This is a genomic window from Salinimicrobium xinjiangense DSM 19287 (genome assembly GCF_000423585.1).
In the GTDB taxonomy this organism is placed as follows: Bacteria; Bacteroidota; Bacteroidia; order Flavobacteriales; family Flavobacteriaceae; genus Salinimicrobium; species Salinimicrobium xinjiangense.
This window is the reverse complement of the sequence record NZ_AUIG01000030.1, coordinates 1-24300: the sequence shown is the minus strand read 5'-3', so window position 1 is coordinate 24300 and position 24300 is coordinate 1. Positions and strand designations below refer to the sequence as shown.

Below are 24300 nucleotides of genomic sequence, written 5' to 3'. Positions count from 1 at the left end.
TTGCTTCCTGCTTCAATCTACTTTCTTAGGACCATCCTCTACCTGGTAACCTACAGAGCCTACATCAAAATTGCTTCTAAAGCTCCCACTACTCCGTACTCAATACTCAAAACTCAATACTATATACTAGAGAGCACAAAAAAAGGGCTTTCGAAAAAGCCCTTTTTGACACCTTATAATTTCAGGTTCTAATTTTTGATATTCGCCATACCGGATTTCTTGATGTTATTCATTTTCATGTCTTCAAGTACATGAACTGCTTCTTCCATATAGATATCACTGCTAAGGCTCTTATGCCATCTCTTTCTCTTCTCGGCAAGAACGGTATCTACTGCAAACAGATCTAATTCATAAGGGAGGGATTGGTAAGTTAGATTAGACTCATATTCTGAGATCTTATCAAATCTCTTAGCCTGCTCTTCATTCTGCTCCATCTCTCTTCTATATTCTTCAAAATTCAGAGGATAAATTGTATTATTTCTCTGATCTCTTATCCATTCAGCATTTTCTCTGATAAGATCAATATGCTCATTGTTTGCCATTCGTTTTTGACTATTTGAAAGAGTTTCCTCAAAGTCAATATATCCTTCCCACTCCTTAAAAGATGCTGCCTGGATCTGGTCCCACGGCAATGGGTTATTCATGTCCTTTTCCCCAATGTCTATAAAAGAATACCTGTCTGGCACCACTACGTCACTTTTCACACCTTCTAACTGAGTTGAACCTCCGTTCACCCTGTAGAATTTCTGAGTGGTGATCTTTAAGGCTCCAAGGTCTCCAAGATCACTATTCCTAACCCAGCGATTAAGGTCCAGTACATTTTGAACAGTACCTTTCCCATAAGTTTGTTTGCTACCAATAATTACAGCTCTTTTATAGTCCTGCATTGCTGCCGCTAGAATTTCTGAAGCAGATGCAGATAATTCATTTACGAGGATAACAAGAGGTCCATCCCAAAGAATTGAAGGGTCGTTATCCTTAAGTACTTCCTGTCCTTCTAATTTGGATTTTACCTGAACAATAGGACCTTCCTTAATAAACAATCCGGCAATGTCTACAACGGTTTTAAGGGAACCTCCTCCGTTATTTCTCAGATCGAGCACCAGCCCGTCCATTCCTTCTTTTTTAAGTCTAATGATCTCCTTCTTAACGTCTGAAGCTGCATTCCTTTCAGAATAATTTTCCATATCAAAATAGAATTTTGGCAGGTTGATCACTCCGTATTTGCGGGCATCTTTTTCAACCACTGCAGCTTTTGCATAAGTCTCTTCAATTTCAACTACATCCCGCGTAATCTCTACTTCTTTAAGCGTACCATCTACTTTTTTAAGAGTTAAGGTCACCTTAGAACCTTTTGGTCCTTTTATAAGATTTACGGCATCATCCAGGCGCATACCAACAACGCTGACTGCTTCTTTTTCATCTTCCTGTTTTACCTTAATGATCTCATCACCAACTTCGACTTCCTCACCTCGCCAGGCAGGTCCTCCCGAGATCACCTCTACAATTTTTACATTGTCGTTTTTCTTTTGAAGACGGGCTCCAATTCCCTCCAGCTTTCCACTCATGGCCATATCAAAACGATCTTTATCCTGTGGCGCGAAATAAAAAGTATGGGGATCAAATTCCTCTACTATAGCATTCACGTATACAGAGAACCAGTCTTTACGCTCAAGATCTGAACTAAAATCAAAATATTCCTCAAGTGAATTAAGAGTCAGTTCCCGGGCTTCTTTTTCAAGTTCGACATCAGATTTAGCAGCATAACCGGGGTCATTTTCTAACTCTCTTTCCTGTTCCTTCTTTATATCATAAAAGTTGGAAATAGCAGAAAATTTTAATTGCTTTCTCCATCTTTCCTTCATTTCTTCTTTATCCGTTGCATATCCACGTTTGCTGTAATCTGTATCCAGCTCTTCCTTTGCATTAAAATCAAAAGGTTGCTTGAGGATCTCCCTGTACATACCTTCAGCTTCGGCCATACGCTCTACAAGACGGGCATGTGTAAGATCAAAGAAATTGATCTCACTATTCTTAATTTCATCATCAATAAGAGTCTCATATTTCTGAAACTCCTCAACATCACTGGCATAGAAATATCTTTTTAAGGGATCTATAGCATTGAGATAATCTTTATATACTTCAGCAGAAAAGGCATCGTCTACTTCCCTGGCATCGTAATGGCCATTCTGCAGAACATAGGTAATGAGCTCAATTAAAGTCTTGTCTTTATTGGGATCATTAAATGTTTTGGTCGTAAAGCTGCAGGAAGCTGCGGCAAACAGCAACACCAGCACAAGTAGTTTATAATTCCTTTTCATTATGCTACGTATTTTCATCATTAGTATACTTCTACTACAGTAAAAACTATGCCAAGTTACATAGTATATCTCCTTTTTGTTAATTTACGAATATAAGGCTTTCCTCAGGATTTTAATTTATTTTAGCGACCATAAAATTTTCACAAATGTCTCAGAAAAAACCGCTCATTTTAGTAACTAATGACGACGGAATAACGGCTCCGGGAATACGGGCTCTAATAGAAGTAATGAAACAATTGGGAGATGTGGTGGTTGTAGCACCCGATAGCCCTCAAAGCGGAATGGGACATGCCATTACAATTAGTGATACCTTGTTTTGTGACCAGGTGACAGTAAAAGAAACGTATAAACATAAAGAATACAGCTGCTCGGGCACTCCGGCCGACTGCGTAAAAATAGCCACCCAGGAGATCCTGCACCGCAAACCCGATCTTTGTGTAAGCGGCATAAACCACGGCTCAAATTCCTCTATAAATGTGATCTACTCAGGCACCATGAGCGCAGCAGTAGAAGCAGGAATAGAAGGCATTCCGGCAATAGGTTTTTCTCTGCTGGATTATTCCCTAAACGCCGACTTCGAACCTTCTAAGCCATTCGTGAAGCGTATTACCCGGCAGGTCTTAAAACACGGTCTTCCAAAGGGGGTTGTCCTAAATGTCAACCTGCCAAAGCTTAAAGAATCTGAAATTAAAGGAATTAAAGTGTGTCGGCAGGCCAATGCCCGCTGGGAAGAGGAATTTGACAAGAGAACCAATCCCCAGGGAAGGGATTACTATTGGCTTTCGGGCCGATTTGTAAATGAAGATGAAGGCGAAGACAGCGATGAATATGCCCTGTCACAAGGTTATGTTTCGGTGGTTCCGGTTCAATTTGATCTTACGGCCCATCAGTTCCTTAGAGACTTAAATACCTGGGAACTGAATGATTAAAAAGGAAATTTTCATAGGATTTTTAACAGGTATAGGTACCAACCTGCTGGGAATGCTCATTTACATTCTAATATTTTCTGAGCTTTCTGTCATGGAGACAATTAAGGAGTCAGTAAAAGGAGATTTTATCGGCACATTGATCACTGCAGGTGCTATTCTTAATTTCCTGCCGTTCTTTTATTTCCTGAAAAAGGAAAAAATCTATCGTGCCCGGGGAGTCCTTATGGCCTCTATACTCGCTGCGATCGTGATTGCAATTATAAAGCTGGTATAAAATGAAGTACTACATCATCGCAGGAGAAGCCTCAGGAGACCTTCACGCTGCCAACTTAATGAAGGCACTCAAGAAGACAGATCCAAAAGCAGAGTTCAGGTTCTGGGGAGGTGATCTCATGGAAGAAGAAGGTGGCACTGCGGTTAAACATTACCGGGACCTGGCTTTTATGGGTTTCGCCGAAGTGATCATGAATCTGCGCACTATTTTAAAAAATATTTCTTTTTGCAAGGAAGACATCAAAGCCTGGAACCCCGATGTTATTATTTTTGTGGATTATCCCGGTTTCAACCTGCGCATTGCCAAATGGGCCCGAAAGGAAGGTTACAAAACTCATTTCTACATCTCTCCACAGATTTGGGCATGGAAGGAAAACCGGATAAAAGACATTCAGAGAGACATAGACGAGATGTACGTCATCCTGCCATTTGAAAAAGAATTTTATGAGGAAAAACACGGATTTAAGGTTAATTTCGTGGGACATCCACTCATAGATGCTATTGGAGATCGTCCACCGGTAGATATAAGAAAGATCAAGGCAAAGTATGGGTTGGATGATCGGCCGGTAATTGCATTGCTCCCCGGGAGCCGCAAGCAGGAGATTTCCAAGATGCTGGAGATCATGTTAAGCGTTACAGATGATTTTAAAGATTACCAGTTTGTAATCGCAGGTGCCCCCAGCCAGGAAGAAGAATTCTACAGGCCTTTTATAAAAAAGAAGAACGTGCACCTGGTAATGAACAGGACTTATGACGTCCTGGAAATATCAACTGCAGCTTTGGTTACTTCGGGCACAGCCACTCTTGAAACTGCCCTTTTAAAAGTTCCGGAAGTAGTTTGCTATAAGGGAAACTTTATCTCCTACCAAATTGCCAAACGTATCATTAACCTCGAGTATATTTCCCTGGTCAACCTTATCATGGACCGCGAAGTTGTAAAGGAACTCATTCAGAATGAGTTCAATCACAAGAACCTCAAAAAAGAGCTCACAAAAATTCTTTCAGAGGAGCAAAGAAAAAAAATATTTGCCGATTATTTAGAGCTTGAACAAAAACTTGGCGGTAAAGGAGCCAGTGAGAACACAGCACGTCTTATATATCAAAAAATTTCAGCTTCATGAAAATCTGGAAATTTGGAATTTTGTTTTTAGTTTTTAGCCTGTCCTCCTGTGGCACCCATAAGAAGGCGGGAGTTGTTTCTTGGGAAACTGAGAATAAAAAAGAACGCACTCCATTTGCCGAAATACCCGATTTTGTAGACCTCGGGGAGGAGATCATAGAAGACCTGGAGGGAGAGACTTATAATATTATCGATCACGCCCTTCAATTCTTAGGAACAAAATATAAATATGGAGGCACATCCCCTGAGGGAATGGATTGTTCGGGCCTGGTTTACACTTCATTTCTGCAAAAGGAAATAGAACTCCCGCGATCGTCAAGAGATATGGCACTTTTAGGTGAGGAACTTCAACTGACCCAGGTAAAGACCGGTGACCTCCTTTTTTTCAAAACAGACAGGCGCAAAAAGAACATTAACCATGTGGGACTTGTGGTCGAACTGGATCATGACAGGATCCTGTTTATCCATTCCAGCACCTCCCGCGGTGTCATAATTTCGGGAATGGATGAAAATTACTGGCGGGAACATTTTGTAATGGCGCGGCGCATTCTATAAATTATTATCTTGGATTAAATCCTTGAGCGATAATTAATTGAACACAGCGGTCATTCGAATCAGCCTTGTGCTGCTTATCGGTATTATTAGTGGCTTCCGCCTGGAACTGCCTCTAAAAATAGCCTTTCTGAGCCTGCTGGCGGGGCTCATTTTATTTTTTATCTCCTTTATACGAGCCAAAAAGCTTATTTTTCCCGACGCTTTCTTCGGAAGCAGTACTTTCCTGCTCTTCTTTCTTTTGGGGATCTTCTCTACGAGTCTTCATCTCCCCAAAAACCAGCCAAATCATTACCTCAATAAAGTTTCATCAGAACCCCAGCTTCTGAAGCTTCGAGTTAAGGAATCGCTCAAGTCCGACTTATACAATCACAAATTTGTTGCTGAAGTTCTTTTGGCAGGTCAACAACAAACACATGGCAAGATCCTTTTACTTCAGCCGAAAGACAGCCTGAGATCACCTTTTTTGGAAGGTCAGAAAATCATAATCGCCGCAACTCCTGAAGCAATTCCTTCCCCACTTAATCCACACCAGTTCGATTATTCTCAATTCATGGCCCGGAAAGATATTTACCGGCAGGTAAACTTACGGCAGGGAATTTACCAGGTTCTTCCTTCAGAAATAATCGGAATAAAAATAGCTGCAGCAAATTTGCGAAGGGAGATCACTGCTGCTTTACAACAAAAAAGATTTGGAAAAGAAGAACTGGCAGTAGTACAGGCATTGTTATTGGGACAGAAACAGGACATTTCTGCAGAGACCTATAATAATTTTGCAGCCGCCGGTGCCATTCATATCCTTGCTGTCTCTGGACTGCACGTGGGAATTATTCTATTAATCCTCAACAGGCTTTTCGCTCCTCTTAGAAGGCTCAAAAATGGCAGTTTTTTAAAGACTTTCCTGGTGATCATATTTCTGTGGGGGTTTGCAGTGCTGGCCGGTCTTTCTCCATCGGTCGTGCGGGCAGTGACTATGTTCAGCTTTATTGCAGTGGGCCTGGAAATCAAGCGCCGTACCGGAACGCTGAATTCAGTTTTTTTGTCCCTGCTCCTCTTGATCCTAATCAGGCCGCAGTGGATCTTTGAAGTTGGCTTTCAGCTCAGTTATTCAGCCGTAATTGCTATTGTACTTTTTCAGCCTTTACTGTCTGGTCTTTACCAGCCCTCGACAAGAGCGGGAAAATATTTCTGGGGCCTTTTCACCGTCACCCTGGCCGCACAGATAGGTGTTCTCCCGCTGAGCTTATACTATTTCCATCAGTTTCCCGGCTTGTTCTTCCTCACCAACCTGCTTATTCTTCCGTTCCTGGGCGTCATCCTCCTCTTTGGAGTCCTGGTGATCATACTGGCCCTACTGGATATATTGCCCGCCTTTGTAGTCAACACCTATGAACTAATCATTGAGATTCTCAACAGCATAGTAGGAGTTATTGCCCGGCAGGAACAATTCCTGTTTAAAGACATTCCTTTTAGTATTGCCGAAGTTCTTGGATGGTATCTTTTGATTTTAGTGCTTTATTGGCTGTGGAAATATTTCAGCTATAAAAAACTACTGTTAGGTCTTGCTTCCATCCTTGTACTGCAATTTATTTACATCTCCCAGGCATTTAAAAACGAAGATGAGCTTATCATTTTCCACCGAGGAAGGAATACATTAATTGGTAAGACTGAAAAAGATCAACTGAATCTGTATCATAAGATGGACGGTGCGGCAGGAGAAGTGAGTATCATCCAAAATTATAAAGTGGGAGAAAGCATTGCTAGGATAGAAGAAAAACCACTGCAAAATATATACTCCCACGAAGATCAATTTCTGATCCTCACAGACAGCAGCGGAATCCTTCCGGCAGTAGTCCCTTCAAATTTTCATTTACTACTCTCAGGTTCACCCAGGATCAATCTTGAGCGTGTCCTGGAACAGGTAAAACCTGCAGCAGTAATTGCGGACGGAAACAATTACAGGTCACTGGTGGCAAGATGGGAGGAAACAACACGTAAATCTGGTATCAGGTTCCATTACACCGGAAAGGATGGGGCGTATATTATAAGATGAGGCTTAGTTATAAAATCTTGGATAGCTTAATTTTTTTAAATAAAATGCCCTCCTATTTATAGAGGGCAGTATATTTTTTAAGAAATGAAATCTTAATTAGCAACCACAAATTCGTTCTTAAATGACTCGGAATAGGCTTTAAAAGCTTCAGGGGTCGTGATCTTCTTGTAATCTTCCTCAACAAATAACTTCAGGAATAATTCCAGTTGGTGCGGAGTGCGGTAACCAGGAATAGGGCCTATCAGGTTTCCTTTTTCATCAAAAAATACAAGACTTGGATAGCCGGTGATCTTCATCGCACGGGCAAACTGGTGAGTGCTGTTTCGGCCTTTCCTGTCCGGGTTGTATTCAGGATTAGTAAAAGTATGCTCACGGTAGTTTACAACCTCTGTACCTTCAGCATTGAACTTTACCGGGTAATAGTGTTTATTGATGTACTTTATTACATCCTCATTAGTGAAGGTGTTTTTGTCAAGTAACTTACAGGGGCCACACCAGATTGTATAGGCATCCAGGAAAATTTTCTTTGGGTTCTTCTTTTGAGCCGCCAAAGCTTCATTCATGGTCATCCACTTGATCTCCTGGGCAATGCCCGAAGTCATTGCAAAAATCATGATAACCACAAAGAGTATACATTTTTTCATGCTTTTTCTTTCACCTACGCAATAGTCGTACCTAAGTTATAAAAATTACGCCCTCCAAAAGAGAGGGCGTAAAAATAATAAATTTGAATAGTTTTATTTAACCCCGTGCATAAGCTTCTTAAGCAACGGATTCAACAGCGCCACCAGTACTCCTGCCCCAATCGGCACTATGGTAAATATGAGGAAGAACGTTGAAAGGCTGTATTGTTCAGTTATTTCATCGATCATTCCCCCAAAAGAACCAGCAAGTTTATTCCCAATGGCAATAGCCAGATACCACATTCCAAACATAAATGCGATCATCCTCGCCGGCACCAGTTTACTTACATAGGACAGACCCAGTGGAGACAAACAAAGTTCTCCAAGGGTATGGAAAAGATAAGCCAGAATAAGCCAGATCATGCTTACTTTCGCACCTTCGGCCAGGCCTGAAGATCCAAATGCGAGTAATCCAAACCCTATTCCCAACAAGACAAGTCCAAAGCTGTACTTCCATGCTGCAGAGGGATTATATTTACTTTCCCACCATTTGGAGAAGAAAGAAGCAAACACGATGATAAAGAATGAGTTAAGAATACTAAACCAGGATACAGTGATCTCTGTAGCATCACCTGAAAATTCCCTTACCAGCATCCAGATCACGATCGCCCATATAATTCCGAAGCAAACTACCAGTACTACATTAGATCCCAAAACCTGCTTATAGGTCTGCTTCCAAAGCAGGTAGAGCACCCATGTAATGATCATAAGCGGTACTACCGTGAGAAGGGTATTGACAATATTGAAGACGGTAGCTCCCCCTCCAACTAAAACCCTATCGACAGAATCCCTGGCAAAGATGATAAGCGAGGTCGCTCCCTGTTCAAAAGACATCCAGAAAAACACTGTAAAAAAGGCAAAAATGACCACAGCAATTAACCTGTCTCTAACAACTTTTGCATATCGGGCAATCCTGGAGATCACCAGTACAAGAAAAAGCACGAGCCCAATAAGTGCGAGCCCGAGAGGTCCTGAAAAAGGTTCTCCCTGGAAATCGAAAGGCATGACTGCCGGCAACAAATTCAGATTTGCTATTCTTGATACCGGATCATTAATAAGATAAAGAAAACCAATAACAGAAGTTGCCAGAATCAATATCTTGTCAAGAGTCGTAAAAGGGTTATGGGAGTGATCTTTTATTCCTGATTCCTCTTCTTTTTTAAGTTCTTCAGCTTTTTTCTTCCTGTCAGGCACTCCCCCTATATTTCCAAAAAGAGGTTTAGCAAGCCAGAACTGAAGCGTACCAAGTAACATGAAAATTCCTGCAAGACCAAAGCCCCAGCTCCATCCTACTCTTTCGGCTAAATATCCGCACAGCATCATTCCAAAGAATGCTCCGGCGTTTACCCCCATATAAAAGATAGTGTAGGCACCATCTTTTTTATCGGGTTTCCCGTCATACATTTCAGAAATAATGGAGGTAATATTTGGTTTGAAGAAACCAGTTCCTATCACCAGTAAAGCAAGTCCGAAATACAGAGAGAATTCTGTTTCTACGGCCATGGAGGCATGTCCTAGAGTCATGATTGCCGCACCTATGACAACGGCCCAGCGATACCCGGTGATCTTATCGGCAATAATTCCCCCGGCAATAGGTGTTAGATAAAGTAAGCCGGCATAGGTTCCAAACAGGGCTCCTGCATTTTCTGCACTCCAGCCCCAGCCGGGATTATCCACCCCTACTATTGCCATGGTAAGGAAATTGATAAGCAGCACTCTCATACCGTAGAAGGAGAATCGCTCCCACATTTCGGTGAAGAAAAGCACAAACAGGCCGGCAGGATGGCCTAAAACTTTTGATTTAAAAAAATCATTCTCTGCCGCTGGAACCGTAGCTGCCATTACCTCTTTCTTTTAGAATCTTCTTTTTCTACAAGATCTTCATCTCCGAGTTCAAAATTTTCCTGTTGCGGAAGTTCTCTCTCTTCATCTTCAACCCCGTGAGTAAGGCGCTTCAGCGGCTTGAGCATCAGCAATACTAGCACAGCAAAGGCAACGGTAAATATGGTGATCCCAAGGAAAATGGTGCCGTCTCCGGCTTCCGAAGAAAATTCACCTACAATTCCTGCAAGTTTATTTCCGAGTCCGGTAGCTGCGAAATAAACCCCCATCATTAGAGATGCATATTTCACCGGTGCAAGTTTAGTAATAAAGGATAATGCTACAGGAGAGGAACTTAATTCCCCAATGGTATGGAAGAGATAAGCAAGTACAAGCCAGTACATCGCTGATGCACCATCATTTTGGAATTCCATAGAAGCGAATACCATGAACACAAACCCAATCCCCATAATAATAACCCCTATTGCCATTTTAAAAATAGAGGATGCTTCTTTACTCTTTAATTTTCTCTTAGCCCAGAAGTTCGCGACTATTACCCCAAAGATGATGATAAAAAGTGCATTCAGAGACTGGAACCAGGAAGCAGGAACTTCACTACCAATAAGCGGCAAACTAAACGGCAAAGTTCTGTCTGTCTTTTCCAGTGCGTAGATGTTCATCAAACCTCCTGCCTGTTCAAAAGCTCCCCAAAATACAATTACCAGTATGAATGAGAGCAGCATTACCACATAACGGTCTTTCATGACCTGTGTAGTAAGATCCTTATATACCATAAGCATCATGGCGGTTACCAGCGTAAGGAAAATAAACAGGAATCCATAAGCTATGTCTTCGACAACCAGCCAGTAAATTGAAAATGCAAAAAGGGCAGCAGATATTGCCAGCTGCAAAGGAGATTTAAAAAGGGACGAAAACATGCCTCCAAAAGAAGCTCCTTCATCTCTTTCTGCCTTAGAAAGCAGGTTACCCACTTCCACAAGATATTTTTGTCCCCACAGGTACACTAAAAGACCGAGTGCCATTGCGATCCCCGCAAGACCAAAGCCCCAGTGCCATCCTATATTTTCTCCGACATAACCGACGATCAAACTCGAAAGAAAAGCTCCCAGGTTGATCCCGATATAGAAAATGGTAAATCCTTTATCCCGGCGAATATCACCCTCCTTGTAAAGTCCACCTACCATAGTAGAAATATTAGGTTTAAGCATCCCGACTCCGGCGATTATAAGTCCCAGACCGGTATAGAAAGCCCACATTTCTTCAACTGCCAAAATACCATGACCGGCTACCAGTATGATCCCGCCCCAAAGGACGGCTTTTTTCTGTCCCAAGAGTTTATCGGCAATAATTCCTCCCGGAATAGAAGCCACGTAAACAAGCATGGTATACCAGCCGTAAAGGGCCAAAGCTTCCCCGTTGGACCAACCAAGACCTGCATTTCCTCCCTGTGTTGCACTCACCAGATATAATACAAGTATGGCGCGCATTCCATAGTAGGAAAAGCGCTCCCACATTTCTGTAAAAAATAAAACATAAAGACCTACCGGGTGACCAAATAATTCCTGGTTCTTCGGTGCTGTTGCTGCGTTTGCCATTATAGGGATGATTTTATATTAGGATTAACTTTTAAATTTTCTTCAATAAATCTGGTCATGAGAGTATAGAGATGCAAACGGGTGTTGCCGCCGTAGATCCCGTGATTTTTATCGGGATAAATGGCCCAGTCAAACTGTTTGTTCGCCTGTACCAGGGCTTCTATCATCCTCATGGTATTCTGCACATGTACATTGTCATCTCCGGTTCCATGTACCAGTAAATAAGCTCCTTCAAGCTTTTCAACATGGTTGATTGGCGAATTTTCATCATATCCCGAGGGATTCTCCTGCGGAGTGGTCATATATCTCTCTGTGTAGATCGTATCATAAAACCTCCAGCTGGTTACCGGAGCAACGGCAATAGCCATTTTATAGACATCATTCCCTTTTAAAATGGCATTGGAAGACATAAAACCACCATAGCTCCAACCCCATATGCCAATATTCTCTGCATCTATATATTCCCGGCTCCCAAGAACACGTGCCGCTTCAATCACATCCTCTACTTCATATTTTCCTAATTCTTTCTGAGTGACCTTTTTAAAAGCTGCACCTTTATATCCTGTGCCACGTGGATCGATCCCCACTACGATATATCCTTTGCCTGCAAGCATTTGATACCAGTAATCATTTGTACTGTGGAAACGATTCGCCACTTCCTGTGAACCGGGCCCCGAATACTGGGCAATAAAGAGCGGATACTGCTTTGAAGGATCAAATTCAGGAGGTTTCACCATCCACATATTCAATTCATTGTCGTTGACAGGAAGAGTTGAAAATTCCTTCGGACTGAAATTAAACTGTTTAATTTGATTCAGCAGTTCCTTATTGTTGAGGATCTCTCGCACCAGCTTTCCGTCCTTTGCACGATGTAGTGAAAATTCAAACGGAGTAGTTGCACTATTGTAGCTATTAATGAAGTAAGTGTAGTCGGCACTAAAGTCGGCACTGTTCTGCCCTACCTTGTTTGTAAGCTGTTTTTTGTTTTTACCATTGGCCTTTATTGAAAAAACATCCCGATTAATACTTCCGTTCTCTGTACTCTGGTAGAAAATTGTTTTTGATTTAGGATCAAACCCGTAATAATTTGTCACTTCCCAATTTCCTCTTGTAACCTGGTTTTTCAGTTTTCCATTCTTATCATAATGATAAATATGGTTCCAGCCATCCTTTTCACTGGTCCAGATAAAACTGTTGTCAGCCAGAAAAGTAAGATTATCGGTAACATCCACATAAGCTTCATCCTTTTCGGTAAGTACGATGTTTGCATCATTTGTACGGGCGTTGACAAAGAACAATTCAAGTACGTTTTGATGACGATTAAGCACCTGTGCACTTAATATGTTGGCATCATTGGTCCATTTTATACGCGGAATGTAAAAATCATTGTAATCCCCAAGATCTATATTTGAGGTAGATCCTTTCTGAAGGTCGTATATATGCAGCGAAACTTCAGAATTTGCTTCTCCGGCTTTAGGGTATTTGAAGACTGTTTGTGTCTGATAAAGTTCCTGTCCATAAACATCCATTGAGAATTGGGGAACATTTGACTCATCGAATCTCAAAAATGCGATTTTGTCACTGTCTTTATTCCACTGAAAAGCACGGACAAAGGAGAATTCCTCTTCATAAACCCAATCGGCCACACCGTTAATGATCTTATTCAACTCCCCGTCTGTAGTGACTTGTGTTGTTTCACCTGAAGCAAGATCTTTTACGTATATATTATTTTCGTAAACGTAAGCAACTTTTTCTCCATTGGGAGACAGGGTTGGCTCCTTGATCTTACTTTTAGAAATTTTTTGGAGCTGTTCAGTCTGAAGGTCATAAACGTAAAAAATTCCGCGGGTAGAGTGACGGTAAATAGGTTCAATTTCAGTTCCCAGGACCAGTTTATTTTCGTTGTCACTAAATTCATAACCCGAAAAATACTTTATGTCATTAAGATCTCCACTGTTAAGAATAGTGCGGGTCTTATTTCCTGTCTCATAGGAATAAACATCAATAGAGGATGTGCCGCTCGCACGGTCAAAATTCAGGACTACATACTCCTTACCGTTGTTGAGAGATCGAAGGGATTCCATTCGCTCCTGGCGGAAAGTCCCTCCCCATATATCTTCAAGTGTTATTTGTTTTTTTTGTGCGGTAAGTACGGTGGTGGCCGAAAGAAAAAAGGCCAGAAGGCCGTAGGTCAACTTCATTATTTGTGATTAAAATATTGGCTTGCCAAGTTTAATAAAAATTCAGGTAAAAAACAGATTTTCGCCTGTTAAATCATAACAAGATGTTAAAGAAAATTAAGGTTCCCAAACCATGAAAAAATTTATATTAGTGGGAAAACCAGAAATTTGATGATTTTCCCGCTATTCTGTTTGTAGTTGTATCTTTGCCTTTCCAATTTTTGCAAAATGATCGATCCAATTCCTGGGTTTTCAAAACTCACTAAAGAGGAGAAAATTCAATGGCTTGGCAGGACCTACCTCGCCGGCAATACTGATGCTGAAAATATTCTGAAACAATACTGGAATCCAGACTCCAGGCTGCAGCAATTACACGAAGAATTCACAGAAAATACACTCTCCAACTACTATCTCCCTTTTGGACTTGCTCCCAATTTCCTTATTAATGGGGAAAGAATGGCTATTCCAATGGCAATTGAGGAAAGTTCTGTGATCGCCGCCGCCAGTAAAGCTGCAAAATTCTGGGGGAAGCACGGAGGTTTTAAGGCTGAAGTTTTAGGGACGCGTAAGATAGGTCAGGTTCATTTCATGTTTAATGGTAAAAAGAACAAACTGCAGGATTTCTTCAGAAAAGTAAAGCCGGAGTTACTTGAGGCAGTTGAACCTCTCACCAAAAATATGAAAAAGAGAGGCGGCGGAGTGGTGAACCTGGAACTTAGGGATAAAACTGAACTTTTGGGAGGTTATCACCAGCTGCACGGCACCTTTGAGACCAAGGACTCCATGGGTGCGAATTTCATCAATTCCTGCCTGGAGCGATTTGCTGAAACCTTTAAAGCTGAAGCCGGGAAATATGAAGCTTTTTCTCCTTCCGAAAAAGAGATCGAGATCGTAATGAGCATACTATCGAATTATGTACCGGACTGCCTGGTGAGAGCTGAAGTTTCCTGCCCTGTAGAAGAACTTGCAGATCATGGTATGAGCGGGGAAGATTTCGCCGCAAAGTTTGTTCGGGCAATCAAGATTGCTGAAGCAGAACCCTATCGTGCAGTAACACACAATAAGGGAATCATGAACGGCATCGATGCCGTAGTTCTTGCCACAGGAAATGATTTTAGAGCCGTGGAAGCCGGGATCCACGCATATGCTTCAAAAGACGGAAGATACACCAGCCTTACCCATGCCGATGTGCGCAACGGCGAGTTCAGGTTCTGGATGGAAATTCCGCTGGCGCTTGGAACTGTAGGTGGATTAACGGGCTTACATCCGCTTTCCAGGATCGCACTGGAGATCCTTCAAAAACCATCGGCAGAAGAGCTGATGAAGATCGTTGCGGTTGCAGGACTTGCCCAGAATTTCGCTGCCGTGAGATCATTGATCACTACGGGAATTCAGCAGGGGCATATGAAAATGCACCTTATGAATATTCTAAATCAGCTAAATGCTAATTCAAAAGAAAAAGAACTGCTGGTGACACATTTCAAAACACATAATGTATCTCATAGTGCAGTCGAAGAACAACTGGATAAACTAAGAAGTTAATGCAAAAATTCCACAGTCACGGAAAATTACTGATAAGCGGCGAGTATCTTGTCCTGGATGGTGCCACAGCTCTGGCACTCCCCACAAAACCTGGGCAAAGCCTGGAAGTGGTGGAGATTGAGGAACCGGTGATCAAGTGGAAAAGCATCGACAGCGAAGGAAATATTTGGTTTGAGGAGAATTATAAAATGTCTGACTTGCAGGCTTCTTCAAACAAATCAACAGCCATTAAAGATGAGGTTTCAAAAATGCTATTTTTGACACTCTTTTCGGCAGCACAGAAAAACAAAAAAGTTCTTAATAAAGCAAACGGTTATCAAGTAACTTCCACAACCGAATTTCCTCTTGATTGGGGACTCGGCACCTCCTCCACCCTTGTCGCCAACATTGCAAAATGGTTTGATATTAATGTTTTTGAGCTCCTTGCAGACACCTTTGGAGGCAGTGGGTATGACGTAGCGGTGGCACTTCATGGCAGTCCTGTTACCTTTGAAAAACAAGGTGCTGAAAACAGCATTTTAAAGACCTCTTTCGACCCTCCTTTTAAGGATCAAATATTCTTTATACATCTCAATCAAAAACAGAACAGCAGAGAGTCCATAAAACATTACCGGGAGCAGGAAAAAAGATCTTTGGACACGGCAATAGAGAAAATATCGGCCCTAACTCACAGCATAATAACCTGTACCAGCCTAACAGAATTTAACCTGCTGCTAGAGCTGCATGAAAATATCATTTCACAACAAACAGGCCTGCAAAAGGTAAAATCCAAACTCTTCCCCGACTATCCCGGGGCAATAAAAAGTCTTGGAGGCTGGGGCGGAGATTTTATTCTGGCTACAGGTAATGCAGAGGATATGGAATATTTTAGAAAGAAGGGATATAACACCATTCTTGCTTATTCGGATATAATACTTCAGTAGGATCACAAACGACTGTCACACTGAGCCAGTGACCGCAGGGAACGACGATCGAGTGCTTAGGTGTAAAAAAATTAATTGTTCTTTAAACAAGACCAACTAAACTAAAAAAGCCCTTCCGATGATCCGAAAGGGCTTTTGATTTATTTAGCGGGCAAGATCCTAGTAGAATCTGGCGCGATTATCTTCAATCTCTGCAGTTTCTTTCAAGGCTTCAAAAACTTCTGTATTCACAGTAGTTCTTTTTGCCGCAGCTTCTCTTGCCGCATAAGATCTATACGAATCAAGCTGTTGCGCCTGATTTTTCTGAAGTGTCTTTACAACAAAAACACCTTTTTCACCTGCAATCGGTTGACTCACAGCCCCCTCTTCAAGAGCAAATGCAGCTCCAACAACCTTTGGCTCGCTACCTACACCCGGAAGTGTGGGGCTGTTTCGGTTTACAGCGTTAGCAGTATTCACCTCAACATTTTGACTCTGGGCTATTTGCTGAAGATCATTACCTGAAATTCTCTTCTTAATGATCTCTGCTTTCTTTTGTTTCTGAAGGATTGGAATTACAATTGAAGAAGCAGATTCCGCAGATTTAAGGCCTTTATCATTTCTTGCGGTAACCTGTGCTACTACATAACCTGTCGGCACTTCAAATCTTTTAATATCTCCTACTTTTACTCCATCTTCAAAAGCCCACTGTACAATTCTTCGTTGTGGTCCTATTCCGGGAATGTTTTCTTCAAGCTGCTGAATATCCTTAACCGGTCTAACCTGCATATCTCTTTCTTTGGCAAGATCTGAAAAGTTCCCATCTCTGGCAGCAAGTTCAAATCTTGTAACGTCGGCGAAAAGGTCATTTAGAGATTTTTCTGAAGGCTGAATGGCTCGGGATACAGTAGCAAGCTTTACAGCTTGTTCTTTATCTGTCTGTTCCTGAATATGAATTACGTGATAACCAAACTGTGTTTCCACTACTCCTACAGTTCCTTCGTTGTTGGTAAATACGAAATCATTAAAAGCAGGCACCATAGTTCCGGGGGTAAACCAACCAAGATCTCCTGCATCTTCTTTATTTGAAGCATCTGCAGAATATTCTGAAGCAAGCTCTGCAAATTGGTCGCGATTATTTCTTACCACATTAGTAATACTATCAGCTAATTCTTTTGCCTGCTGTTTGGTTCTTGTAACCTGACCTCCAACAGGAGAACCCTGCCATGCTACAAGGATATGACGGGCTTTAGCAGAGTCAGGGATCTGAGCCGTTTCCACAACTCTTGAAATTCTCCAGGCTCCGTTATATTTATATGGTCCATAAGTCTCTCCTTCTCCCAGATTGAATAGAGCATCTGCATGCTCTGATGGCAACTGACTCTTAAAGACGAAATTATTAGCAAACTTTTGATCTGAAGTTTCATTTACGAAAGTTTCCCAATCTCTGGTGCCGGCAAATCCCGCAACAGTATCATTGCTGTTGGTAGCAGCGTTAAATTCCACACGGTTTTTCAACAGGCCTTCAAGATCTGTTCTCACTTCCTGCTCATCTTCAGGAGAAGCCTGCTCTTCAAAATAAACATATTGAATGTCACGACTGGCTTCAGAACCAAATTGCCCCGGATTAGCCTTGATGTAATCTCTAATCTCATTTTTAGAGACTTCAACTTCAGAATCATCAACAGAAGTATAAGGAATCTGAACAAACTCCATATCTACATTATCGTTGGCAAATCGATAAGCCTGCTCTCCCTCAAGAAGGGTGGCTCCCACACCGGCTCTAACCAGGTTAAGATAGATCTGCTCCCTCGCAGTCTCGGCAATACCGGTTTCATAATCTAACCACTGCTGATAAGCTTGTGGAGAAGTAGACTTAAGAGTAGCCACATATTCGCGCAGTTTATTCTCATCAAACATTCCTGCCTCGTTTGTGAAGTTTGGATTATTACCCATATCTCTTCGAAGCATATCCTTTACCTGGGCTTCTTCCACGCGAATTCCAAGTTTTTCGAACTGCTCCTGTAGGAGGGTTCTGCGAACATTCATATCCCACACCATATTCACTGCCTGAGCAGTAGAAGCGTTTGGACCCAAATTTCGCTGGTAGGCCTCTACCTGTCTTGCAAACTGCTCTCTTTCTATGTCCTCTCCATTAATAGTTGCAATGGTATTTTGCGATTTCTGAGAAACCATACCACCATTCCTGATCACATCGGCCAGAACGAATGAGAAAAGCGCCAAAGCGATAATTACGATCAGGAAGACCGAACGCTGCCTTATTTGATTTAATACTGCCATTATTTATATTGTTAATTCTAAAATATAGGGGGCGAAAATAACGTTTTTAGCTTTATTAAAAAAACTATAAATCTTCAAAATTAGGGAAAAACAAAAATTTAATCCCGCTGGTTTACAATAACCTCCACCAGCTCGATTTTTGTATTGGAGACTTCTTTGATATGGAATTTAAAATTGTCTATTTCAACGACTCCGTCCTTAGGAGGAATCTCTTCTGTATGATCAAGAATATAACCTCCAAGTGTTTCGTAATTCTCACCAATAGGAATGTCGAGTTTGTAAGCTTCATTCAGGTAATCCACCTCCAGCCGGGCAGCAAAAAGATACCTGTTCTCATCAAGTTTTTCTTCAATAAGCACTACAGGGTCATGTTCATCTTCAATTTCTCCAAATAATTCTTCCACTATATCTTCAACAGTCATCATTCCGCTGGTACCGCCATATTCATCTATAACCACGGCAATGCTTTTTCTTTTCTTTATAAGAATATTAAGCACATCCTTGACCAGCATGGTTTCGGGCACGAAAACTACCGGCAACAGGATAGATTTTATTGTTTCGGGTTTTTTAAAAAGTTCAAAGGAGTGGATATATCCTATGATATCGTCAATATTCTCACGATACACCAGGATCTTTGACAGACCTGTGGCGGTAAAAGTCTCCACGAGCTCTTTTGGATCTGTAGTGATCTCCACTGCTACAATCTCTGTTCGTGGGATCATCACCTCCCTTGATTTTACTTCAGAAAATTCCAGGGCATTCTGGAAGATCTGGATCTCGGAATCTACTTCCTGGTCATGCTCCACCCTTTCCATCTGCTCATTGATATAGTTTCCCAGTTCTACTTTAGTAAAAGCCAGTTGCACTTCGTCTCCTTCAGTTTTAAAGAAACGTTTCAATATCAAGTCTGATATCCAGATCACAAATGAGGAGATAAAGCTGAAAAGAATATAGAACAGGTAAGCCGGTACTGCAAAGAACTTCAGTAGAAAATTGGCATAGATCTGAAAAAATACCTTCGGAAGAAATTCTGCAGTTAGCAGAATAATTAATGTGGAAATTATAGTTTGGGTAAGTAAACTTAGATCTGTTAGCAAATAGATCACGATTTCATTGCTGAAATAAGTGGGTTCAAGCAGCTCCATCAAAAGATCACCCATAAAAAAACCATAGACTACCAGGGCTATATTATTACCCACCAACATGGTTGCAATAAACTTTGAAGGTTTGCGGGTGAGCCGGGTAAGAATTTTTGCCAGGAAATCATTCTGCTTCTTTTCGATCTCTACATGGATCTTATTCGCAGAAACATAGGCAATCTCCATCCCCGAAAAAAATGCCGAAAGGATCAGGGAACAAAGGATGATTATTATTTCAAAAGCCATTGAGCTTATTTCTTCCTGTTACCGTATTTATGCCTGAAGTGTCTCCTGAAAAAGAACATAAATATTCCAATTACAACGAAGCCCAGGAAAAGGTAAGCCTGACTTCTCTGCTCATCCCAGATCATATACGCTTCATAAAGAAAAAAAGCAGCGGCTGCCAGGTAAGCGAATTCGAAAAATTTGGAAAATTTCATCATTTTTTTTCTTCTTCTAAAATTTGGACCCCTACATTGGACCTTGAGCGGAAATTACTGAATTCCTGATTACTATCAAAACCCTGACCTTCATTGAGAGCTCCGTTCTTAAAACGAATGGTGTTCGGCCTGTCAGTAAATACCCAGTTATTGTTTTGGTCCCAGTAAAGTTGATCTGCAGTTAGTTCTGTGCTGTCACTTGTAACCACCACTACATTCCCCTGAAGATCTATAAGACCGGTGTCATTGTAAACAACCCCGTAATTAGCCGTAACTGTATTCTTCTTTTTTTCTTCATCAATGAATTCCACCACAAGTCCGTTAGGGAATTCCCTGTAAGGAAAGGCTTTATTTGAATAATCTAACATTTTCTCACTTCTAAGAGTAGCCACAACCTTGCCGGAATCGGTATATTTTAAATTGATCCCTGCACCAATTGCCTGGGGTGCGTCTTCGGGCATCTCCATTTGCTGAACCCCCTTAAGGTTACCCTCACATGAAAAAAGCATTGTCACGAAAAGGATCGTGACAATGCCTGTAAAAATATTCCTGTATGTAAATTTCATATTACAAATTAGGTACGCGTACGCTTTCTCCTATCCAGCAACTAAAGGTAATGGTTTTACCCTGCATGTCATTCTGGAAGATATCGCTACGCTGGGGAGCTCTTCCTCTGTAGGCAGCTGCAGTTTCATTTGCAGTGCTGCTTATTGAAGGATCTACCCTACCGGCTCTATCTGCATATTCTGCTGCTTTCCAGTATACCGCTCTCTTTTCAAAAGCTGTATCTCCACAGTTATTGGCACTCTGTGCGATCATACTTGAGATTTGAAGGTATGCTCTACCAAAAGATGGTTTTGAATCTAGAGCCTTTCTATAGAAGTTTCTGGCCTGTCCAAATTGCCCTTTTTCCTTGTACTGGTTTGCAATTCTATAGTAAATATTAGCTCTTGTACTTGGGTCTTTTTGAAGCTGAGCGGCCTGATTATAGTATTCAAGCGCTTTAGCCTGCTTTCCTTCAGATTCTGCCAATTGACCTAATGAATAGGCAGAACTAGCAGATGGCTCCAGTTTGTGAAGTGCTTCAGAAACCTTTACAAAAAGAGGATCCTCTGTACAATCCTTGGCAGACAACCTGCTGTTTACACGCTTCAACCATTCTGTATCACCTTTTTTAGCTTCAAAGTCTTTGCTGTATAATGGGATTAGGTTATCACAATCTGCACGCTGACCTAATTTGGCATTGATACTACCTTTTACAGTACTATAAGCCTTAAGGTTAGTTTCATAAGCATGAAGTCTTTTTTGCTCCTTATCTGTCAACTCTTCTCCTGCTTCCTGCTTCTCCATAAGTTTAGCAAGACCTTCGGCAGTTTCATTTTCCTGCTCTTCAAGTTTTGCAGTCACCACATCATACATGTCAAAAACATCCTGAAGATCTTTTTTACCTGCATCCTGCAGCTCTACCAGCAAATAGAAGTAAGTATAAAGAGAACGGGCATTCAAACTATTAGGATCTGCTTTGAAAGCTCTGTCAAAAGCTTCGAATTGCTCCTCTGTAGTACCCATTTGCACATCATACATAAGCTGTGCGATATCTGCATTTACCTTACCGGCATCAGTTTTAGCCGGGAAATGCTGAAGACGCTCCTTGTAAATATTGATCAGCTCCTGAGCAACAGCTTTCTTTTCACCTTCGGGTGCTTTCTCCAGTCGGTCTTTAAGAATTCTTTCCCCATACTGGAAAGTGGCGATATGATATGTTGGACAATCTTTCCTAAGGGTTTCAATACGTGGCCAGGCAGCATCATAGTTATTGGCTTTAGCATCGCTATAGGCCAGAGCCGCAGTAGTAGCACAGTCCTGGTTAGCCTGCGCCTGCAAAGCTCCTGTACCTAGCAGAACCCCCGAAAGAAAAAGTATTAGCTTGGTTTTCATGATATAAGATTTATTCTATTAGTAGTTTGTGTTTATTCGAATCTTCGTTGGATAAACCATCTGTCATTCAATGAGAGGCTTATCATGGCATTAAAAAAGTTTTCCTGAATCAATCCTGAACTTGTTGTACCGCGCTGTCCATACTCCAGCCCCAGATTAACATTGGAAATCATTCCTCCTGCTGGCAAACCTAATCCAAAAGCTATGCCAAACTCATTAATCGCTTCTCCATTCAGCGCCAGCCCGGTTTCTTCATAACGTAGTCCTCCCCGGTACACAATACGACTCATGTAACTGGTAAGGGAATTATAATTTGGGATATAATATCCTCCAAGCCTGTATTTGGCTGCAGTGGAATAAGACGCGCCTTCCGGCTCCAAAGATCTGTTACTAAAATCCCCGGCCTCTGTCGAAGTGTATTCCCCACCCAGGAACCATTTTCTTGGCTGCCCAATTCCGGCACCTACGCTGTAGCTTGCCGGCAGGGTGAGATCGGTATCTTCAAGTGGAACATCACGGGCATCTACTGTGAGTTCCTGTCCTTCTGCTCCAAAAAGCAAGGTAGCCAGCTCCCTTCTGTTTTCTGAAGTGATATTTGTTTCCGGAGAATAATAAGTACCGAATTTAAACTGCAGCTTATCGTTTAGCATCCTTTCATAGTCCAGGCCAATTTTATAACTAAAGCCGCCAAGGTCTGAACGGTTAATTTCACGGGTCCCAAACTGAAGTTCATCCCGAATAAGAATATTCTTATTCTGAATATTTCCGAAGTTATAGCTCACGTCCACTCCCAGACTAATGTTTTCATTGAAAGCGTATCCTGCCGAGAGAAATACCCTGTTAAGTCCTCCCTTACCCGAATAGCGGTTTGCCCTTAATTCCGGTTCATTGATGTCAATGATATTATAACCAACTGCAGTATAAGGGATCAATCCAAAACCAAAGCCAAATTTCCCGGCGGGAATTCCTATAGCCAGATAATCAAGAGAAGTAGTATTAGAGCTGCCAGATTCAGAATCAGATTTCATATCCACACTCACATTACTCGCTCCTATTGTATAGGTTGTTAACCTGAGCCTTCCATAAGCTGCAGGGTTCTGAAGATTCACATGAATACTGTCTGAAAAAATACTTAGACCACCCATTGATTTGTTCTCTACAGTCCCTCCAAAAGTATTAAGCCCCAGCCCGTAGAATGAATAGGGAGAGGAGGTGCGCTCCTGAGCGGTCGTAATCACTGAAAATAAAATGAATACGATTATAAAAAATCGTTTTGTCATTGATCGATATTAAATTCGAGAATAAAGTTTAAGCCTTCCAATAAGAAATTGGAATTGGCAAATATGCCATTTTTTAAGTTTACAGACAAAAAAGTTGCGTCCCCACCAGTAATTATTGTGACCAAATCCTCATATTTTTCTGAATAGGCTCTAATGATGCCTTCGATCTCCATAAATGTACCATTCACAACTCCCGACGTGATAGAAGAAACAGTTGAATTCCCAATGAGGTTATGATCTTCTCCTGCTTCAACTAAAGGCAGGTTTGCTGTAAAAGTATTAAGAGCTAAAAATCGCATTTTTAAGCCCGGTGAAATTCCGCCTCCCAGATATTCTTCAGCCGCATTTTTAAAGTCAAAGGTAATACAGGTTCCTGCATCAATTACGAGCACATTTCGCGACGGATACTGACTAACAGCGGCAGCAACAAGTGCTTTTCGATCATTGCCGAGGGTTTGGGGAGTGGTATAAAGATTTTTAAAGGGTAATGGTGTTACTGCCGAAAGCTCCAGTAATTTTGTCTTTTCCAAAACTTCGGAAGGCAAATCTACTTTGGCTGCTGAAACATTTGAAACCATGATTTTTTCAATGTTGGGGTACTGCCGAAAAAATTCTGAAGCTATTTGGGACACCTCGGCATTGGGAATGATTGTCTTATTTCGAAGTTCATCCTGCTGAAAAACAGCCAGTTTTGCAAGGGTATTACCGATATCTATAATGAGGTTCATGAGCGGGTGCTTGAAAAAGCTAAAATACAAAAGCATTTTTTTTCATTTTCCTTTGGGAGATATTAAATTTGAATCTATATTTGCACCCGCTTACTACAAGGTAAGCCGCTTTAAGCACTGGTGCCTTAGCTCAGTTGGTAGAGCAAAGGACTGAAAATCCTTGTGTCCCTGGTTCGATTCCTGGAGGCACCACCATTAAAGTTAAAGCCCCTTTTGGAAACAAAAGGGGCTTTTTTAATTTCTTAGATTATGCATTTTCTCTATATTTTATACAGTTCCTTAGCTGATAAATATTACACAGGTGAGACACATGATGTTCCAGCAAGAATAGAACTGCACAACAGTCATAAAAATCTGAAGGCATTCACAAAAGCAGCATCAGATTGGGAGAGCAAACTCATCTTTAAATGTGAAGACAAAAAGGAAGCAGTATTCCTGGAGCGTTTTATTAAAAAAATGAAGAGCAGAAAGTTTATTGAAAA

At 41.5% G+C, this 24300-nt stretch carries 20 protein-coding genes and 1 tRNA gene; 9 read left to right on the top strand and 12 right to left on the bottom strand.

The annotated features are described in order from the left end of the window. Window positions 1-188: 188 nt before the first annotated feature. Window positions 189-2321: a carboxy terminal-processing peptidase gene (locus G564_RS0111470; RefSeq protein WP_029037787.1), complete on the bottom strand. Its 2133-nt coding sequence runs from the start codon at window positions 2319-2321 to the stop codon at window positions 189-191. Window positions 2322-2467: 146 nt separating this feature from the next. On the opposite strand from G564_RS0111470, the gene surE reads away from it, so the two are divergent. Genes surE through G564_RS0111445 form a run of 5 tightly spaced genes read left to right on the top strand, consistent with a single transcriptional unit; the run spans window position 2468 to window position 7248 of the window. Further along, a complete protein-coding gene (gene surE, locus G564_RS0111465) occupies window positions 2468-3250 on the top strand; it encodes a 5'/3'-nucleotidase SurE (RefSeq protein ID WP_029037786.1) in 783 nt (260 codons plus the stop codon). Continuing rightward, window positions 3243-3524, top strand: coding sequence for a hypothetical protein (locus G564_RS0111460; RefSeq protein WP_029037785.1), 282 nt, complete (start codon window positions 3243-3245; stop codon window positions 3522-3524). The genes surE and G564_RS0111460 overlap by 8 nt, the downstream gene beginning before the upstream one ends. Window position 3525: 1 nt before the next feature. Next, window positions 3526-4644: a lipid-A-disaccharide synthase gene (gene lpxB / locus G564_RS0111455; protein ID WP_029037784.1), complete on the top strand. Its 1119-nt coding sequence runs from the start codon at window positions 3526-3528 to the stop codon at window positions 4642-4644. Beyond that, complete coding sequence (locus G564_RS0111450; protein ID WP_037373916.1) at window positions 4641-5198, top strand: C40 family peptidase; 558 nt, start codon at window positions 4641-4643, stop codon at window positions 5196-5198. The genes lpxB and G564_RS0111450 overlap by 4 nt, the downstream gene beginning before the upstream one ends. A gap of 37 nt (window positions 5199-5235) precedes the next feature. Further along, the gene (locus G564_RS0111445; RefSeq protein ID WP_029037782.1) at window positions 5236-7248 is read left to right on the top strand and encodes a ComEC/Rec2 family competence protein; all 2013 of its coding nucleotides are present in this window, start codon (window positions 5236-5238) and stop codon (window positions 7246-7248) included. A 92-nt stretch (window positions 7249-7340) separates the two neighbouring features. Here the strand turns inward: G564_RS0111445 and G564_RS0111440 are convergent, their stop codons facing one another. The 4 genes from G564_RS0111440 to G564_RS19155 all read right to left on the bottom strand — a co-directional run bounded on the left by G564_RS0111440 (window position 7341) and on the right by G564_RS19155 (window position 13569). Continuing rightward, window positions 7341-7892, bottom strand: coding sequence for a thioredoxin family protein (locus G564_RS0111440; RefSeq protein WP_029037781.1), 552 nt, complete (start codon window positions 7890-7892; stop codon window positions 7341-7343). Window positions 7893-7985: 93 nt separating this feature from the next. Then, entirely contained in the window at window positions 7986-9773 is a 1788-nt protein-coding gene (locus G564_RS0111435; RefSeq protein ID WP_029037780.1) for a peptide MFS transporter, read from the bottom strand. After that, window positions 9773-11368, bottom strand: coding sequence for a peptide MFS transporter (locus G564_RS0111430; RefSeq protein ID WP_029037779.1), 1596 nt, complete (start codon window positions 11366-11368; stop codon window positions 9773-9775). Before G564_RS0111430 ends, G564_RS0111435 begins: the two co-directional genes overlap by 1 nt. Then, window positions 11368-13569 (bottom strand): S9 family peptidase, encoded by a 2202-nt coding sequence (locus G564_RS19155; RefSeq protein WP_037373914.1) that lies wholly within the window; start codon window positions 13567-13569, stop codon window positions 11368-11370. The genes G564_RS0111430 and G564_RS19155 overlap by 1 nt, the downstream gene beginning before the upstream one ends. Window positions 13570-13776: 207 nt before the next feature. Here G564_RS19155 and G564_RS0111420 point away from each other — a divergent pair, with 207 nt between their 5' ends. Then, complete coding sequence (locus tag G564_RS0111420) at window positions 13777-15090, top strand: hydroxymethylglutaryl-CoA reductase, degradative (RefSeq protein ID WP_029037778.1); 1314 nt, start codon at window positions 13777-13779, stop codon at window positions 15088-15090. Continuing rightward, window positions 15090-16013, top strand: a complete 924-nt coding sequence (locus G564_RS0111415) for a GYDIA family GHMP kinase (RefSeq protein WP_029037777.1) — start codon at window positions 15090-15092, stop codon at window positions 16011-16013. The genes G564_RS0111420 and G564_RS0111415 overlap by 1 nt, the downstream gene beginning before the upstream one ends. A 159-nt stretch (window positions 16014-16172) precedes the next feature. Here G564_RS0111415 and G564_RS0111410 read toward each other — a convergent pair whose 3' ends face one another. The 7 genes from G564_RS0111410 to G564_RS0111380 form a co-directional block, all read right to left on the bottom strand. Continuing rightward, entirely contained in the window at window positions 16173-18293 is a 2121-nt protein-coding gene (locus tag G564_RS0111410; protein WP_029037776.1) for a peptidylprolyl isomerase, read from the bottom strand. A 98-nt stretch (window positions 18294-18391) separates the two neighbouring features. Beyond that, complete coding sequence (locus G564_RS0111405; RefSeq protein WP_029037775.1) at window positions 18392-19678, bottom strand: hemolysin family protein; 1287 nt, start codon at window positions 19676-19678, stop codon at window positions 18392-18394. 5 nt (window positions 19679-19683) lie between these two features. Continuing rightward, the gene (locus tag G564_RS0111400; RefSeq protein WP_029037774.1) at window positions 19684-19875 is read right to left on the bottom strand and encodes a hypothetical protein; all 192 of its coding nucleotides are present in this window, start codon (window positions 19873-19875) and stop codon (window positions 19684-19686) included. Next, window positions 19872-20438: an LPS export ABC transporter periplasmic protein LptC gene (lptC, locus tag G564_RS0111395; protein WP_029037773.1), complete on the bottom strand. Its 567-nt coding sequence runs from the start codon at window positions 20436-20438 to the stop codon at window positions 19872-19874. Before lptC ends, G564_RS0111400 begins: the two co-directional genes overlap by 4 nt. Window position 20439: 1 nt before the next feature. Next, window positions 20440-21810, bottom strand: coding sequence for a hypothetical protein (locus G564_RS0111390; protein ID WP_029037772.1), 1371 nt, complete (start codon window positions 21808-21810; stop codon window positions 20440-20442). 32 nt (window positions 21811-21842) lie between these two features. Further along, the gene (locus G564_RS0111385; protein ID WP_029037771.1) at window positions 21843-23090 is read right to left on the bottom strand and encodes an outer membrane beta-barrel protein; all 1248 of its coding nucleotides are present in this window, start codon (window positions 23088-23090) and stop codon (window positions 21843-21845) included. Further along, window positions 23087-23818: a type III pantothenate kinase gene (locus G564_RS0111380; protein ID WP_029037770.1), complete on the bottom strand. Its 732-nt coding sequence runs from the start codon at window positions 23816-23818 to the stop codon at window positions 23087-23089. The genes G564_RS0111385 and G564_RS0111380 overlap by 4 nt, the downstream gene beginning before the upstream one ends. 119 nt (window positions 23819-23937) lie before the next feature. Here G564_RS0111380 and G564_RS0111375 point away from each other — a divergent pair. Together G564_RS0111375 and G564_RS0111370 are read left to right on the top strand one after the other, a co-directional pair. After that, window positions 23938-24013: transfer RNA gene (locus G564_RS0111375), tRNA-Phe, on the top strand. Between the two features lie 54 nt (window positions 24014-24067). Beyond that, window positions 24068-24300, top strand: a 233-nt coding sequence (locus G564_RS0111370; protein WP_029037769.1) for a GIY-YIG nuclease family protein, incomplete at its 3' end; no start/stop codon positions are given.

Bases quoted from the DNA above. Each gene is read 5' to 3' on its own strand.
- G564_RS0111470 (WP_029037787.1), bottom strand. From the start codon at position 2,321: ATGAAAAGGAATTATAAACTACTTGTGCTGGTGTTGCTGTTTGCCGCA.
- surE (WP_029037786.1), top strand. From the start codon at position 2,468: ATGTCTCAGAAAAAACCGCTCATTTTAGTAACTAATGACGACGGAATA.
- G564_RS0111460 (WP_029037785.1), top strand. From the start codon at position 3,243: ATGATTAAAAAGGAAATTTTCATAGGATTTTTAACAGGTATAGGTACC.
- lpxB (WP_029037784.1), top strand. From the start codon at position 3,526: ATGAAGTACTACATCATCGCAGGAGAAGCCTCAGGAGACCTTCACGCT.
- G564_RS0111450 (WP_037373916.1), top strand. From the start codon at position 4,641: ATGAAAATCTGGAAATTTGGAATTTTGTTTTTAGTTTTTAGCCTGTCC.
- G564_RS0111440 (WP_029037781.1), bottom strand. From the start codon at position 7,892: ATGAAAAAATGTATACTCTTTGTGGTTATCATGATTTTTGCAATGACT.
- G564_RS0111435 (WP_029037780.1), bottom strand. From the start codon at position 9,773: ATGGCAGCTACGGTTCCAGCGGCAGAGAATGATTTTTTTAAATCAAAA.
- G564_RS0111430 (WP_029037779.1), bottom strand. From the start codon at position 11,368: ATGGCAAACGCAGCAACAGCACCGAAGAACCAGGAATTATTTGGTCAC.
- G564_RS19155 (WP_037373914.1), bottom strand. From the start codon at position 13,569: ATGAAGTTGACCTACGGCCTTCTGGCCTTTTTTCTTTCGGCCACCACC.
- G564_RS0111420 (WP_029037778.1), top strand. From the start codon at position 13,777: ATGATCGATCCAATTCCTGGGTTTTCAAAACTCACTAAAGAGGAGAAA.
- G564_RS0111415 (WP_029037777.1), top strand. From the start codon at position 15,090: ATGCAAAAATTCCACAGTCACGGAAAATTACTGATAAGCGGCGAGTAT.
- G564_RS0111410 (WP_029037776.1), bottom strand. From the start codon at position 18,293: ATGGCAGTATTAAATCAAATAAGGCAGCGTTCGGTCTTCCTGATCGTA.
- G564_RS0111405 (WP_029037775.1), bottom strand. From the start codon at position 19,678: ATGGCTTTTGAAATAATAATCATCCTTTGTTCCCTGATCCTTTCGGCA.
- G564_RS0111400 (WP_029037774.1), bottom strand. From the start codon at position 19,875: ATGATGAAATTTTCCAAATTTTTCGAATTCGCTTACCTGGCAGCCGCT.
- lptC (WP_029037773.1), bottom strand. From the start codon at position 20,438: ATGAAATTTACATACAGGAATATTTTTACAGGCATTGTCACGATCCTT.
- G564_RS0111390 (WP_029037772.1), bottom strand. From the start codon at position 21,810: ATGAAAACCAAGCTAATACTTTTTCTTTCGGGGGTTCTGCTAGGTACA.
- G564_RS0111385 (WP_029037771.1), bottom strand. From the start codon at position 23,090: ATGACAAAACGATTTTTTATAATCGTATTCATTTTATTTTCAGTGATT.
- G564_RS0111380 (WP_029037770.1), bottom strand. From the start codon at position 23,818: ATGAACCTCATTATAGATATCGGTAATACCCTTGCAAAACTGGCTGTT.